Origin of the sequence: Nitrospirillum viridazoti CBAmc, assembly GCF_000730165.1 — a bacterium.
GTDB classification, from domain to species: Bacteria; Pseudomonadota; Alphaproteobacteria; order Azospirillales; family Azospirillaceae; genus Nitrospirillum; species Nitrospirillum viridazoti.
On sequence record NZ_CP022113.1, the window covers coordinates 221,288 to 238,923 of the forward strand.

1 protein-coding gene is annotated in these 17,636 nt (G+C 67.9%); it reads left to right on the forward strand.

What is annotated here, in order from left to right; genetic code table 11:
• Positions 1 to 404 precede the first annotated feature (404 nt).
• Positions 405 to 17,507 carry a hypothetical protein gene (locus tag Y958_RS29140; RefSeq protein ID WP_145727913.1) on the forward strand — a complete coding sequence of 5,701 codons (17,103 nt, stop codon included), beginning with the start codon at positions 405 to 407 and terminating at the stop codon, positions 17,505 to 17,507.
• Positions 17,508 to 17,636: the final 129 nt, after the last annotated feature.

Here is a 17,636-nt window from a genome sequence, read left to right on the forward strand (position 1 = left end):
GCGGAAGCCGTCGTCGTCGCGGCCATTGAAAGTGGCATCCACACCATCAGTTCATGTCAGCGAGAATCGAGTCAACGCTTCGCGGAACTCTGAGGTTGTGACTAAAAATGACATGATTACATCACGCATATTGGTGACAAGTTCTGACAAAAGTCTAATTGGGAATTCACAATAGTTGTAAATCCACAAGATTACATTGACAGCCTACCAGGGCCTATATCAGAAGATTATCTCGTTCCTGCCCAATTGGGGGGCGGAGCAGTTATCTGGTGAATCTCCGGGGCGCTGTAAGGGTTGGGATATCAAAGCACGGAATTGTTCGCTCCGGCTTATCTGAGCCGGAGCCGTTCGCTTTTCGTGTCCATGCCCCGCGCAGCGCAAGCCGATGGTTGGGAGCTGGCATTATGACGAAGCGAATGGTCACGCGCGCGGACGGCAATAAGAAGATCCAGCACGCTTTCCTGTTAGGGGCTTCCGCGCTGGCCATCGGTGTCTCGCTGGCGACGGCGCGACCTGCCCGGGCCGATACGATCGTCTCAACCAGCGGCAGCTCCCAGATCAAGGTTTCCATCACCTCGACCCTGGTTTCCATCGCCAGCGGGGTGGTGCGCTCCGGTTCGACGGTGCTGTCCATCTCCGCCCCCGTCGGCACGCTGATCAACAGCGGCACCATCAATGCCGGTTACTCTGGTATCAATAACCAGAGCCTTATGGGCACGTTGATCAACAACGCCACCATTTTGGCCGGCGTGCTGGCGGTATCCAATAACAACACCTCCACGATCACCAATTTCATCAATACTGGAACGCTTTCGTCTTCCAACACGACAAATAATACGGCGGCCGCCATCTATAACGGCGGCAAGATTGGCACGCTGACCAACACCGGGCTTATCCGGGGCGCGGAAAATGTCCTGTTCATCCACACGATCGACGGCGGCCCCGGCTCCATCGGCCTGATCGCCAACAGTGGCACCCTCGCCGGCAATATCTGGAACCGGACGTCCAACAACCTGACCATCGCGGGCGGCAGCGGCAGCGTCGTCGGCACCCTGACCGGTTACACCGTCGGCAACCTCGGCACCATCATCAACAACCTCAGCAACTTGGTGCTGTCGACCGGCAACATCCTGCTGAACGATCGTGTCACCATCACCGGCCACACGCTGAGCAACCTGGGCGCCGCCGTGACGCTCAACACCTTGGTAAGCGTCACTGGCAACTACAATCAGTCGGCCGGCACCCTTGTGCTGCAGGGCAATGGCAAGCTGGCGGTGTCCAACTCCGCCACCGTGGCCGGCACCGTCCTCACCAGCCTGTCGGCCAGTAACAACTACCTGGCCACCGGCAGCGTGACCACCCTGGTCGCGGGCGGGACAGGCTCGAACTACAGCTCCGTCGTCGTGAGCACGACCGGGCTGGCGCCCACCTTGGTCTCCGCCAGCGGCGCCGTCAGCGGCAACAACCTGATCCTGTCCATTGGCAACGACTATGTTGGCGGCACCCTCGCCTCCATCGGCAATACCGGCACCTTGGCGCCTTCGGGCTCGATCTCGGCCGTCTATGTGGGCGGCAGCCTGGGCACCCTGACCAATGCCGCGGCGGGAACCGTTTCTGGATTCTACGGTGTCCGGGTGGCGACCGGTGGCACCCTCGGCCAGGTGGTCAACAGCGGCCTGATCAGTGGTGTGGCCGGCGGCGCCGGCGGCATCTACGCTTCCATTGGCGCCAGCATCGGCACCATCACCAACAGTGCCACGGGCACCATCACGTCGGCCAATTCGTTTGCCGCCATCAACGCCCCCGGCGGTGTCATCGGCACCATCACCAATGCCGGCCTCATCTCGAACAGCAGCACCGGCGTAGGCCTCTGGGACACCGGCACGGTCACCCAGTTCAACAACAGCGGCACGGTTCGGAACCAGTCCACCAACTATGGCGCCGTCTACGTTGGCGCCAGCAGTGCGCAGGCCGTCGGCACGCTCAACACCCTCAGCAACAGCGGCCTGATCCAGAACGCCAGCGCTTCCAGCAGCGGCACCGTAGCCGCCATCTTGGCCGACGGCACCGTCATCTCCGGCAGCACCCTTTCCGGCACGATCGGCACCGTGCTGAACAGCGGCACCATCAGCGCGCGGACCGCCATTCGTGTCGGCGCCTATGGCAGCATCGGCACGGTGGTGAACAGCGGCACCGTGCTGGGCAACATCTTCAACCAATCAACGCGCGACCTGACCCTGGCGGGCGGCAGCGGTACGACGGTTGGCACCTTCACCGGCCTGACCGGGACGGTGGGCGCCATCATCAGCAACGGCAACGTGGTGTTCGGCGCTGGCACGACGCGCAGCAACATCCTGCTGAACGACATCGTTTACACCGGCGGCACGGTCTACAACAACAGCGCCAACATCAGCTTCAGCACTCAGAGCGTCGCCACCATCAGCGGCGCCTTCGCCCAGACCTCGACCTTGGGCACCCTGTCACTGGGCACCGCGCGGTTGTCCATTACGGGCGTGGCCAGCATCGCCGGCACGGTGCTGGGCAGCTTCGACACTGCCGTCAACCATACCCCGGGTGAGGGTATCACCCTGATCACCGCCGACGGCGGCATTTCCCTCGCTTATGGGACCTTGACCGGCGTGGTCCGCGCGTCCGGCACCGGCATCAACGCCGCGTCCAGCATCAGCGGCAACAGCCTGCTGGCGCAGGTGCAGAACTACTATGTCGCGACCACCTACGGCACCATCACCAACACCGGCACTTTGACGTCCACGTCGGCGGTCTATGTGGCGGCCACCGGGACGCTGGGCGCCGTGTCCAATACCGGTGTCATCCAGGGCAACATCGTCAACCTCAGCACCAACGACCTGACCCTGCTGGGCGGCAGCGCCGGCACCTTCGGCACCTTCACCGGCCTCACCGGCACACTGCCGGGCAGCATTTTTAACACGGCTAGCAACGTGACGCTGGCGGGCAGTATCCTGCTGGACGACACCGTCAATGTAGGCGGGACCACGCATACGGTGGTGGCGGACGGGGCCACGGTTCGGCTGAACCATGGCATCAACATCACCGGCAACTACAGCCAGACGGGCGGCACGCTGGCGGAGCTTTCGGCCATCAGCGGCGGTGAACTGATCGTCAGCGGGGCGGCCGTGGTCAGCGGCGTCAACTACACGGTCGTGGGCGCCACCGGTGCCTATCACTATCTGCAGGGTCCGGCGGGGGCCACGCCCATCATCGCGGGCGGGGCGGGCTCCAGCTACACCAGCATCACCTACGACAGCGGCATCACCGGCCTGACCCTGGGCGGCTACACCCAGGGCACCAGCCTGTGGGGCACCGTGCTGAACGACTATGTCGGCGACAGCCTGGCCAGCATCTCCATCGGCAGCGGCACCGTGCTGGCCACGCCGGCCGGGGTGGCGACGCTGATCTACATCGCCGGTTCCGGTGTCCTGGGCACCCTGTCCAACAGCGGGACCATCCAAGGCAACATCGCCAACAACGGGTCGGCCGATCTCAACCTGCGGGGCGGCAGTGCCACCTGGGGCACCTTCGCCGGTGCCGGCGGCACGCTGGGCACGATCACCAGCACGGGCGGCAACGTGGTAGTCTCGGGCGGCCAGGTCTACCTGGCCGACCAAGTCAATGTCGGCAGCGGCCTGCTGTACAACACCGGCGGCACGCTGGGCGTGGCGCCGGGCGTGACGGTCACGGGCAACTACCTGCAGAACAACGCCACCGGCACCCTGGTCCTGGGCCCGAACGCCCCCCTGGTGGTCACTGGGTCTGCCATCATCACCGACGGCTACGTCAAGGTCGGCAGCTTCGACAGCCTGACCAACCATGTGGCGGGAGAGACCGCCACCTTGGTGCAGGCGGGTGCCTCCTCCACCTACACCCTGGTCAGCAGCCAGAGCGTGCCGGTGGTGCAGTCCAACGTGGGTGGCCTGGGCGTCATCGGCACCCAGGTAGGCAACAACCTGCAGGCCGTGGTCGAGAACGACTACTTCGGCACGTCCACCGCGGCGTTCACCCAGGCCGGCACCATCGTGCTGGGCACCAACAGCCAGGCCAGCGCCGCGCTCTATGTGGCGGGGACGGCCACCATCGGCACCCTGACCAACACGGGCGTGCTGAACGGCGAGGCCAACCTCGGCAACGGCATCTTCATGGGGTCGTCGGGCACGCTGGGCGCGTCCATCGGCACGCTGGTCAACACCGGCACCATCGCCGGCCGCGTGGGTGTCGCCAACTACAACGGCGTCATCGGCACCATCGACAACAGCGGCCAGATCCTGGACAGCCTGCCCAACTCGGGCATCTACAACGGCAACACCATCACCCTGGTGAACAACCAGGCGGCCGGCACCATCGCCGGCGCCTTTGGCATCGCCAACAGCAATCTGCTCGGCACCATCCTGAACGCCGGGCTGGTTGCCGGCTCCGTCACCAGCGGGTCGACCACCGCGGTGGGCATCGCCAACTACGGCACGCTCAACACCCTGACCAACAGCGGCCTCATCATGGCCACGGCCGCGCGCATCGCGGACGGCGTGCTGAACTACGGCACCCTGGGCACCCTGACCAACGCCACGGGCGGCACCATCGGTGCCAGCGGCACCATCGTCAGCGGCACCAGCAACATCATCGCTGGCGTGAGCAACGGCGGCACCATCGGCACCCTGACCAACAGCGGCCTGGTCACCGTCACCGGCCGCAACACTGTCACCGGCTTCAACGTGGTGGCCGGCATCGCCAACCTGTCGAGCGGCACGATCGGCGTCCTGTCCAATGCCAGCACCATCACCGCCGCCGGCAGCATCACCGACTTCAGCGGCTCCCGCCTGGCGGGCCTGTTCAACGCCGGGGTGATCGGCACGCTGTCCAACTCCGTGGGTGGGGTCATCAACGGCCTGGACAACTACACCGGCGGCAACATCACCCAACTGACCAACGCCGGCGTCATCACGTCCGCCTCCCGTTCCGCCCTGTTCAACGAAGGCACCATCGGCAATCTCTCCAACAGCGGGACGATTCAGGGCCCGACCGCGCTGCGCCTGGGCAGCAGCGGCACCATCGGCACCTTCACCAACAGCGGCACCATCGCCGGTTCCATCCTGAACGGCGCTTCCACCGCCCTGACCATCGGCGGTGGTGCTGGCACGGTGGTGGGCGTGCTGACGGGGGTCAGCGGCAGCGTCGGCGGCGCCGACAAGGGCCGGATCACCAGCACCGGCGCCGACCTGGTGTTCAACAGCGGCAACCTGCTGCTGAACGACGACATCACCGCCACCGGCCGCACGGTGGTCAACAGCGGCGCCTCGCTGCGCCTGTCCAACAGCGTCATCGTCACGGGCAATTACGCGCAGGGCGCCACCGGTACCCTGGTGCTGGGCAGCGGCGCGCTGCTGTCGGTGACGGGTGCGGCCACCGTCACCGCAGGCACGGTCACCTCCAGCGGCTTCAACGCCACCGGCAACTACCTGGCGGGTGGCAGCAACGTCACCCTGGTGCAGGGCGGCGCCGGCTCGTCCTACAACACCACGGTGGTGGCGGGCGGCGGCATCACCGGCCTGGGCCTGACCGGCAGCGTGTCGGGCAACGACCTCCTGGCCGTGGTCGGCAACGACTATGTCGGCGCCTCGCTGGGTTCCATCGTCAACAGCGGCGCGCTGAGCTACAGCGGCGCCAGCACGGGCGCGGTCTATGTGGCCGGCACGGGCAGCCTGGGCACCCTGGTCAACAGCGGCACCATCGCCGGCTCCATCGCGGTGGAGGTGGCGTCGGGCGGCACGCTGGGCCAGGTGATCAACACCGGTACCATCAGCGGCAACCTGGTCAACCTGTCGACCAACGGGCTGGTCCTGTCGGGCGGCACGGTGGCGGGCACCTACACCGGCGGCACCATCACCAGCACCCTGGCCAACGTGACCCTGGCCTCGGGCGCCATGGTCCTGGGCGACGCGGTCAATGTCGGCGCCGGCACGCTGGTCAACGGCGGCGCCTCGGTGCTGCTGAACACTGTCGTCAGCGTCACCGGCAACTACGGCCAGACGGGCGGGACGCTGAACGTGGGGGCCAACGCGCTGCTGGTCAGCGGGGCGGCGGTCATCACCGGCGGCACGGTGGTTTCCGGCGCCACCTTCTCATCCACCGCCAATTATCTGGCGGGCAGCAACGCCAGCACCCTGATCCAGGGCGGCGCCGGGTCCAGCTACAGCGGCTACAGCGTTTCCGCCGGGTCGCTCACCGGCCTGGCGTTCGGCGGCACCACCAGCGGCACCAATCTGGTGCTGGCGGTGAACAACGACTATGTCGGCACGCTGCTGCCCACGCTGGACAACACCGGCAGCATCGGCGGCATGCAGACGGCCCTGTTCGTGCGCAGCACGGGCAGCATCGGCACGGTCAGCAACAGCGGCACCCTGGCCGGGGTCGGTGCCGTCACGGGCTACGGCGCCTCCATCGCCGGCACCATCGGCACGCTGACCAACAGCGGCCTAGTCAGCGGCGACGGCGCCAACGGTGGCTATGGCCTGCTGAACCGCGGCACCATAGCCACGCTGATCAACACAGTGGGCGGCACCTTCGCCGCCCTGGCCGGCACGGTGGGCTACGGCCTGCTCAACCAAAGCATCCTGAACACCGTCGTCAACTACGGCCTCATGACCGGCCACGACGGCGGCCTGCAGAACACGGGCACCATCCAGCTGCTGGACAACGCGGCTGGCGGCACCATCCGGTCCAACAGCGCCAGCGCGCAGCAGGGCCTGCGCAACGACGGCACCATCGTCACGCTGCTGAACGACGGGCTGATCGGCAACAACTACGGCCTGTTCCAGGCGGCGGGCACGATCCAGACGCTGGTGAACAACGGCACCATCGCGGCCAACGCCAGCGGCGTGTACATGAGCGCCGCCATCGGAACCATCAGCAACAGCGGCACGATCACGGCCACGCACAAGGCCATCGTGGCCAATGCCGCCCTGACGGCGCTGCTGAACAGCGGTACCCTCAGTGGCACGCAGGCGCTGGCCATCGGCGTGAACGGCCGCGTGGGCACGATCAGCAACAGCGGCGTGATCCAGGGCAACATCGTCAATACCGGCACCGTCGCCCTCAGCATCGGCGGCGGCACGGGCACGGTAGTCGGCACACTGACCGGCAGCACGCTGACCAACCGGGGCACGATCACCAGCACGGGCACCAACGTGGTGCTGTCGGGCAACCTGTGGCTGAATGACAACATCAACGTGGGCACCAACACGGTGACCAACGCCGGTGGCGCCATCACCCTGGGCACTGTCGCCACCATCACCGGCAACTACACCCAGGCGTCTGGCACCCTGGTGATCACCCCGGGCACCAGCCAGTTGAGCATCACCGGCCGCGCGTCCATGACCGGCGGCACGGTGCTGGCCAGCTTGGCCGGCACCGGCAACTACCTGGCGGGCAACTCCGCCACGCTGGGCTCGGCCCTGTCGATCTCAAGCTTCGCCGGCGTGACCGTGGTGGCGGCCGGCGCCGCCGGCCTCAGCGCCACGGCGGGGCTGGGCACGGTGGGCACGCTGGTCAACCTGCTGCTGGCCTACAACAACGACTATGTCGGCGGCACGCTGGCGACGTTGACCAACACGGGCAGCCTGAGCGCGGGCACGGCGGTGGTCATCGCCGGCACGGGCAGCCTGGGCACGCTCAGCAACACCGGCACCATCGCCGGTGCCGTCAACAACCTGTCCAGCCACGACCTGACCATCGCCGGCGGCGCGGGCGGCACCGTGGGCACCTTCACCGGCCAGTCGGGCAAGGGGCTCATCACCAACACCCTGTCCAACGTCGTGCTGGCCTCCGGTAGCCTGGTGCTGAACGACGACGTCAACGTCGGCGCCGGCACCCTGGTCAACAGCGGCGCGTCCGTGGCGCTCAACACCCTTCTCAACGTCACCGGTAATTATGGCCAGTCGGCGGGCCGGCTGGACCTGGGCTACGGCAACCGCCTGTCGGTCACGGGTGCCGCCGTCCTGACGGGGGGCACGGTCGCCACCACGCTGCAGTCCAATGTCAACTACCTGGCGGGCCAGGCGGGCGGCACGCTGGTGGCGGGCGGCGCCGGGTCCAGCTACATCGGCGTCAGCGTCCAGTCGGGTCTGTTCCCGCTGGTGCTGAACGGCACCACCGCGGGCAACAACCTGCTGGCCGTGTCGGTCAACGACTACATTGGCACCATCCTGCCCACCCTGGCCAACACCGGCACCATCAACACCGCGCCGACGGCCCTGTTCGTGGCCTACGGCACCGGCAGCCTGGGGACGCTGGTCAACAGCGGAACCCTGGCGGGCAACGGCGGGTCCACGGCGGCCGGTGTCCGGGTGGTGGGCACCCTGGGCAGCCTGACCAACAGCGGGCTAATCAGCGCGCAGGGAAGCGTCAGCGGCTACGCCCTCTATAACCAGGGCACCATCGGCACCGTCATCAACCAGGCCGGCGGCACCATCCAGGCGGGCGGCACCCTGGGCGGCGGCGTGCTCAACAGCGGCGGCACCATCCTCAGCCTGGTCAACGCCGGCCTGATCATGGGGCCGCAGCCGGGCTTGTACAACCTCAGCAACGGCACCATCGTGTCGCTGAACAACAGCGGCACCATCCGGACCACGAACACGAACGCGGCCAGCGGCATCGCCAACGCCGGGCTGATCAATACGCTGACCAACAGCGGGCTGATCGCCAGCTATTCGGCGATCTACCTGAATAACGGCACCATCGGAAGCCTGGTCAACAGCGGCACCATCAGCGGCCAGGGCAACGCCCTGCTGCTGACAGGGGTCGGCCGTATCGGCACGCTGGTCAACAGCGGGCTGATCCGGGGTAACATCCAGAACTACAGCGGCAACGACCTGAACATCGCCGGCGGCACGGGCGGCCTGGTTGGCACGTTCACGGGGGCCGGCGGCACCGTCGGCACCATCACCAACACCTCGGCCAACGTGGTGTTCAGCTCCGGCGCGCTGTCGCTGAACGATCAGATCAACGTTGGCGCCAACACGGTCCGCAACACCGGCGCCAGCCTGGCGCTGGCTGGCAACATCAGCATCACCGGCAACTACAGCCAGAATGCCGGCACGCTGATGGTCAACCCCGGTACGGCCCAGCTGACGGTCAGCGGCACCGCCAGCATCACCGGCGGCGCGGTGCAGGTCAGCCTGTCCGGCACCAGCAACTACCTGGCGGGCAACGCCTATACCCTGGTGCAGGGCGGGGCGGGGTCCAGCTACACCGGCGTCACCATTGCCACGGCCGGCCTGACGGGCCTGGGGGCGACGTCGTCCATCGCCACGGTTGGGGGCAACCTGGACCTGCTGATGGCGGTGACGACCGACTATGTCGGCACGGTGCTGGGCAGCATCAACAACACCGGCACGCTCAGCGGCGCCACGGCCCTGTACATCGCCAGCACGGGCAGCCTGGGCGCCCTGGCCAACAGCGGGGTGATCCAGGGCGACATCGTCAACGCCAGCGCCAACGCGCTGACCATCACCGGCGGCGCGGGCGGCACCGTCGGCACCTTCACCGGCCAGTCGGGCAAGGGGCTCATCACCAACACCCTGTCCAACGTGGTGCTGGCCTCCGGTGGCCTGCTGCTGAACGACGACGTCAACGTCGGCGCCGGTACCCTGGTCAACAGCGGCGCGTCCGTGGTGCTCAACACCCTTCTCAACGTCACCGGCAACTACGGCCAATCGGCGGGCGCGCTGATGATGGCCTATGGCAACCGCCTGTCGGTCACGGGTGCGGCGGTGCTGACGGGCGGCACCATCGCCGTCACCGGCGTGCCCGGCACGCTGAACATGCTGGCGGGCGTGGGCGGCACGGTCGTCTTGGTGACCGGCGGTGTGGGTTCTGGGTACACCGGTCTCAGCTACAGCTCCGACGTGACGGGCATGGAGGTCACGGGTTCGGTTGGCGGCAACAGCCTGTACCTGGCCGGCCTGAACGATTATATCGGCACGGTGCTGGGCAGCTTGAACAACACCGGCACGATCAGCGCCAACAACGCCGTCTACGTGTCGGCGACGGGGACGCTGGGCAGCCTCACCAACACCGGCACGCTGCTGGGTGCCAATGCCGCCCTGAACAACCTGGGCAGCATCGGCACCATCACCATCGGCACCCTGACCGGCACGGGCACGACGACGAGCTATGGCACAGTGGGTCTGCTGCAGGGCGCGGTGGGTATCACCAACGCCGGCAGCATCGGCACACTGGTCAGCTACGCCACCATCGTCGGCACCACCGGGGCGGCGGTCGACAACCAGGGCTCGATGTACAGCCTGGGCAACGCCGGAACCATCACCGGGGTGACCGCGGGCATCACCAACGCCGGCAGCATCGGCGGCCTGGTCAACGCCAACCAGGTCACCGGCAGCATCGGCATCAACAACACCGGCACCATCGGCTTCATCCAGAACTTCGTCTTCGCCACCGACAGCCTGACCACGTTCATCGGCAGCATCAACGGCTCGGCCACGGGCCTGAGCAATGCCGGCGTGGTCGGCACCCTGGTCAACGCCGGCGCGATCACCGGCAGCATCGGCCTCAACAACTCGGGCACCGTCCTGGGCCTGGCGAACGCCCTCTTCCCCACCGGCAGCCTCACCGCCGTGGTGGGCAGCATCACGGGCTCGGCCACGGGTGTGCGCAACACCGGCGTGATCGGCACGCTGCTGAACATGGGTGTCATCTCCGGCGGCAACTACGCCTTGTACAACGGCGCCGGTGCCACGCTGGGCACCATCGCCAACGCTGGCATCATCAACGGCAACATCGTCAACCTGTCGGCGACCGACCTGGTCATCGCGGGCGGTGGCGGCACGCTGACGGGTGGCAGCATCAGCAACACTGCCAGCAACGTGGTGTTCGCCGGCGGCACCCAGGTGGTCAATGACGCCCTCAACGTCGGCAGCCACACGGTGGTGAACAGCGGCGCCAGCCTGGCCTTGGGCGGCGACCTCAGCATCACCGGCAACTACAGCCAGGCCACGGGCACGCTGGCCCTGTCGACCAACCACCTGTTCGTCAGCGGTGTCGCCAATGTGAGCGGCGGGGTCATCACCGCCAGCGTGGACGCGGCGCAGAACTACGTGGTGGGGGGCAGCAACGGCGCCATCCTGATCCAGGGCGGGGCGGGCTCCAGCTACACCGGGGTCAGCCTGACCTCCGGCGTCAGCGGCCTGACCATCGCCGCCGGCGTGGACACCATCGGCTCCAACGTCGACCTGGTGGTCGCGGCGGCCAACGACTACATCGGCGGCACGCTGGGCAGCTTGGGTAACAGCGGCACCATCACCGGCGTGGTCACGGCGGCCTACATCGCCACCCTGGGTAGCTTGGGCACCTTGGCCAACAGCGGCCTGCTGGCCGGTGCCGCCTTTGGCGTCAACAACCAGGGCATCCTCGGCCTGGTGGACAACAGCGGGACGATCAGCGGCGTCATCACGGCGGTCTACATCGCCGGTACGGGCAGCCTGGGCACGCTGGCCAACAGCGGCGTGATCCAGGGCGGCATCGTCAACGCCTCGACCAATGCCCTGACCGTCACCGGCGGCGCAGGCACGGTGGTGGGCAGCCTGACGGGCACGCTGGCCGGCACGCTCAGCACCCAGGGCACGATCACCAGCACGCTGGCCAACGTGGTCCTGGGGGGCGGCAACCTGTTCCTGAACGACCAGGTCACCGTTGGCAGTGGCACGCTGGTCAACAGCGGGGCGTCGCTGCGGCTGGGCAACGGCATCGCCGTCCTGGGCAACTTCAGCCAGTCCTCCGGCACCCTGGTGGAGGCCTACGGCAATGGCGCGCTGTCGGTCAGCGGCGCCGCGGTCATGACCGGCGGCACCCTGGCCATCACCGGCGCACCGGGCACGCTCAACGTGCTGGCGGGCCAGGGCGGCTTCCCGGCCGCGGTGGTCGGCGGCACCGGTTCCAGTTACACCGGCCTGAGCTATGACAGCGGCGTGGCGGGGCTGGAACTGACCGGCAGTGTGGGCGGCAACAACCTCTACGTCGTCGGCGTGAACGACTATGTCGGCGCGGCGCTGGGGACGCTGAGCAACACGGGCACGCTGAGCGCCAACAACGCGGTCTATGTGGCGGCCACGGGCAGCGTCGGCATCCTGTCCAACAGCGGTATCCTGACCGGCACCAACGCCGCCATCGACAACCAGGGCAGCATTGGCACCCTGGTGAACACCGGCCTGGCGGCCGGCGGCGTGACCGCGCTGTACAATGCCGCCAATGCCACCCTGGGCACCATCGTCAACAGCGGCACCATCCAGGGCAACATCGTCAACCTGTCCGCCGGCGACCTGGTCATCGCGGGCAACGGCACCTTGGCCGGCACGCTGACAGGCGGCAGCATCAGCAACATGGCCAGCAACGTGGTGTTCGCGGGCGGCACCGTGGGCAACACCCAGGTGCTGGGCGACAGCATCGTCAATGTTGGCAGCCACACGGTGGTGAACAGCGGCGCCACCGTGAGCCTGGCCACCACGGTCAGCATCACAGGCAACTACAGCCAGGCCAGTGGCACCCTGGCGCTGGGCAGCAACGCCCTGATGGTCAGTGGCGTGGCCAGCATCGGTGGCGGCGTGGTCAGCACCACCCTGGACAGCGTCGGCAACTACATCGTGGGCGCGTCCACGGGCGTGATCCTGGTGCAGGGCGGGGCGGGGTCCAGCTATACCGGCGTGGATGTCCTGTCGGGCATCAGCGGCTTGAGCCTGGCGGCGGACACCACCACCCTGGGGTCCAACATCGACCTGGTGCTGGCGGCAGCCAACGACTACATCGGCGGTACGCTGGCCAGCCTGAACAACACGGGCACGATCAGCGGTGTGGTCACGGCGGCCTATATCGGCACCCTGGGCAGCCTGGGTACGCTGGTGAACAGCGGCGTGCTGGATGGTGAGCTCTATGGTATCCGCAACCGGGGCACCATCGGCCTGGTGGACAACAGCGGCACGGCCACGGGCCGGGTGGGCCTGTGGAACCAGGGCAGCATCGGCACGGTGCTAAACACCGGCACCCTGAAGGACGCGCCGGAGGTGAATGCCGCCGGCCTGAACAACCAGGGCACCATCGGCGCCGTCATCAACCAGGGCGGCACCATCAGCAGCGTCGCCTACGGCCTGTACAACAGCGGCACCATCGCCAGCATCGACAACAGCGGCGTCATCAGCGCCACCGACACCGTCTCTGGCCAGGGGCTGCACAACAGCATCGCCGGCACCATCGGCGCCATCAGCAACAGCGGCACCATCGCCGGCGTCACCGCCCTGTACAACCAGGGCAGCATCGGCACCATCGCCAACAGCGGCACCATCGCGGGCAGCATCGTGAACACCAGCGCCAACGCCCTGGTGTTTACGGGCGGCACCGGCACGGTCACCGGCACCCTGACGGGGACCGGCGGCATCGGCACCATCACCAGCACGCTGGCGAATGTGGAACTGGCGTCGGGCAACCTGGTGCTGAACGACCAGGTGACCGTCGGCACGGGCACGCTGGTGAACAGCGGCGCCAACGTGCTGCTGACCAACGCCATCAGCGTGACGGGCAACTACAGCCAATCGGCGGGCACCTTGGCCATGGGCATCGGCAGCGGCACGGCGGGTGAGCTGCTGGTCAGCGGCAACGCCGCCTTCACCGGCGGCACGGTGGCGGTGACGGCGCTCTCGGGCAGCAACCTGATCGCCGGCCAGAGCTACACCATCGCCGAGGTGGGCGGGTCCTTGACCACCAGCGGCCTCAGTGCCGCGGCCACGGGCTTCAGCGCCACGCTGGGCACGGGCGCCAACGGGGCCGCCACCGACCTGCTGCTGACGCTGCTCAGCGACTATGTCAGTGGCACGCTGGGGACGCTGACCAACACCGGCACGATCAACGCCGCCACGGCGGTGCTGATCACCAGCGCCGGCAGCCTGGGCACGCTGGCCAACAGCGGTGTCCTCATCGGCAACGTGGTCAACGCCAGCGCCAATGACCTGGTCATCGTGGGCGGCAGCAATGGTGCCGTGGGCAGCTTCAGCGGCGGCACCATCCGCAACAGCCTGAGCAACCTGACCTTGGCGTCGGGTGCGGTCAGCCTGGGCGATGCCATCGACGTGACAGGGCACACGGTAGCCAACACGGGCGCCAGCCTGACGCTGGCTGGCGACGTGGCGGTGACGGGCAACTACAGCCAGACGGCAGGCACGCTGGCCGTCGCGGGCCACAGCTTGAGCGTCAGCGGGGCCGCCCAGGTGACAGGCGGCGTGGTCGATGCCGGGATGACCGGGACGGCCAACTACCTGGTGGGCGACAGCGTCACCCTGATCCGGGGCGGCAATGGCTCGACCTACACCGGCGCCACGGTGGTCAGCGGCCTGACGGGCCTGGACGCCACGGGTGCTGCCAGCGGCAGCAACCTGCTGGCCGTGGCGGGCAACGACTACATCGGCGCCAGCCTGGCCGTGCTGAACGTCACGGGTACCCTGGCCAATACGGCCGGCGGCGCCACGGCGCTGTACATCGCCTCGACCGGTACCCTGGGCGCCCTGGCCAACAGCGGTGTCGTCAGCGGCAACATCACCAACGTCTCGGCGCGGGACCTGACCATCACCGGCGGCAGCGGCACCGTGGTGGGCGCGTTCACCGGCGGGACCATCCGCAACACCGGTGCCAACGTGGTCTTCGCCTCGGGCAACGTCAGCCTGGGCGACGCGATCGACGTGGGCGGCACGCACACGGTCAGCAACATCGGGGCGGCCATCGCGCTGACCACGGACGTTGGCGTCAACGGCACCTATGCCCAGAGCGCGGGCAGCCTGAACGTGGGCGGCCATGTGCTGAGCGTCAGCGGCCCGGCGCTGGTCAGCGGCGGCACGGTCAGCGCCGGCGTCTCCGGCGTGGGCAACTACTTCGTGGGCGACAGCGTCACCATGATCCAGGGCGGGGCGGGCTCGTCCTACACCGGGGCTGTGGTCACCAGCGGCCTGACGGGCCTGGACGCCAAGGGCTCGGTCAGCGGCGGCAACCTGCTGGCCGTGGCGGGCAACGACTACATCGGCGCCAGCCTGGCCACGCTGAACGTCACGGGTACCCTGGCCAACACGGCCGGCGGCGCCACGGCGCTGTACATCGCCGGCACGGGCACCCTGGGCAACCTGGCCAACAGCGGCACCATCAGCGGCAATGTGGTCAACACCAGCACCCACGATCTGACGATCAACGGCGGCGGCAACGGCGCGGTGGGCCGCTTCAGCGGCGGCACCATCACCAACACGGGCGCCAACGTGGTGTTCGCGTCCGGTGCGGTCAGCCTGGGCGACGCCATCAACGTGGCGACGCACACGGTCAGCAACGCCGGCGCCAGCCTCTCGCTGGCCAGTAACGTCGGTATCACGGGCAACTTCAGCCAGAGCAGCGGCACGCTGGCCGCCGGCGGCCATGTGCTGACCGTCAGCGGTACGGCCACCGTGGCGGGCGGCGTGGTCAATGCCGGTGTCAGCGCGGTGGGCAACTACCTGGCGGGCGACAGCGTCACCCTGATCCAGGGTGGCACGGGCTCCAACTACGCCGGGGCCACGGTCACCAGCGGCATCACCGGCCTCAGTGCCAATGCCGTGATCAGCGGCAGCAACCTGCTGGCGGCGGCCGCCAACGACTATATCGGCGCCAGCCTGGATACCCTTAACAACACCGGCACGGTGGCCAGCCCCACGGCGCTGTACATCGCCTCGACCGGTACCTTGGGCACCTTGGCCAACAGCGGGGCGCTGGCCGGCAACATCACCAACCTGTCGACCGGCGACCTGATCATCAACGGCGGCAGCGCCACGGCCCCGGGCACCCTGACCGGGTTCAACGGCGCCATCGGCACGATCAGCAACACCGGCAGCAACGTGCGCTTCACCGGCGGCGTGCAGCTGCTGAACGACCACATCACCGTCGGCAGCCACACGGTGTTCAACAGCGGGGCGACCCTGCTGGTGAACAGCGCCATCAACATCACCGGCAGCTACAGCCAGTCGGCGGGCACGCTGGCCATCGGCGTGACGTCGCAGAGCAGCTACGGCAACCTGGCGGTGAGTGGTGCCGCGGCCTTCACCGGCGGCTCGGTGCTGCTGCTGGGCGTGGGCAGCGGGGCCGGGGCGTTGCAGGCCGGCACCTACACCATCGCCTCGGGCAATGGCCTGAGCCTCAGCGGTGTGGACTTCACGGCCACGGGCTACACCGTGACCAGCGACCTGGTGACGGTGGGCAGCACCACCCAGCTGGTGGTGAAGGTGGCGGGCAAGGCCACCAACTACACGGCGGTGGGCAACGCCCAGGGCGGTGCGGCGGTGGGGACAGGTGCCGCGCTGGATCAGATCGCCGCCTTGGCCGGCAACAGCATCACCACCAACCCGCAGCTGGCGGCGTTCACGCAGCAGGTGCTGGCGCCGCTGGCGACGCTGACGCCGGCGGCCAAGCAGGTGGCGGTGGCGCAGCTGTCGCCCAGCCAGCTGACGCCGCAGCTGACGGCGACCTCGGTGACGCCGACGACGACGGCCATCAGCCAGCACCAGGAGACGGTGGCCAGCCTGATGGACGGCAGCGAGAAGGGCATGGCCGCGGGCTCCAACGGTCGCGAGGGGGTGATCTGGGGCGAGGTCGTGGGCGCCGGCGTGCTGCGCGGCACGACGACGGAGGCGGCGGGCTACCGCGCCAGCAGCAGCGGCCTGGTGCTGGGTGCCGACTGGTTCGCCAGCGACGAGGTCATGGCGGGCCTGGCGTTCAGCTGGATCAACAGCGCCTCGGTGGGCCAGGGCGTCATGGCGGGCAGCCTGACGCGGGTGGGCAGCTACCAGCTGACGGCCTACAGCGTCTGGCGGCCCGACTGGGCGGATCAGCGCCTGTCAGTCGAAGGCCAGGTGGGCTGGGGCTACAACCACTACGACCAGCGCCGCGTCATCCAGTTCCTGGGGGCCCGCGCCAATGCCAACTATGGCGGGGAGCAGTATCTGGGCAAGGTGACGGTGGGCTATGACCTGCCGCAGCAGGGGGCGTTCACCTTCACGCCGCAGTACAGCCTGCGCTTCGTGCGCCTGGTGAACCATGCCTACCAGGAACACGACGCGGGTCCGGCCAACCTGAAGGTGGATGTCCTCGGCACCAATGCCGTCACCCAGGAGCTGGGGCTGAAGGTGGACACGCAGTGGAACACGGGCGTCGGCCTGCTGTCGCCGGACCTGCGGGTGGCCTGGGTGCACGACTTCAAGGATGGGCCCATCCCGACCACGGGCGTGCTGGCCGGCGTGGCCTTCGCCAGCACCACCGGCCGGGTCAACACCGACGGCTTGGCCGTCAACCTGGGCGCCACCCTGCAGCAGAGCGAAACCTTCAGCCTGCGCCTGGAGTACAACGGCGAGTACCGCCACGACTACCAGAGCCACGGCGGCGTCCTGCGCGCCAGCTGGAGCTTCTGATCAGGCGGTACAGCACGGTGATCACGGCCGAGGGGCAGGTCGGACTTGCTCCTTGGCCGGCCGGATTTGCAGTCGGTGTCCCGCACCGATGGAGTCGTCCGTGAATGAACTGGTGGTGTGGATGCCGCT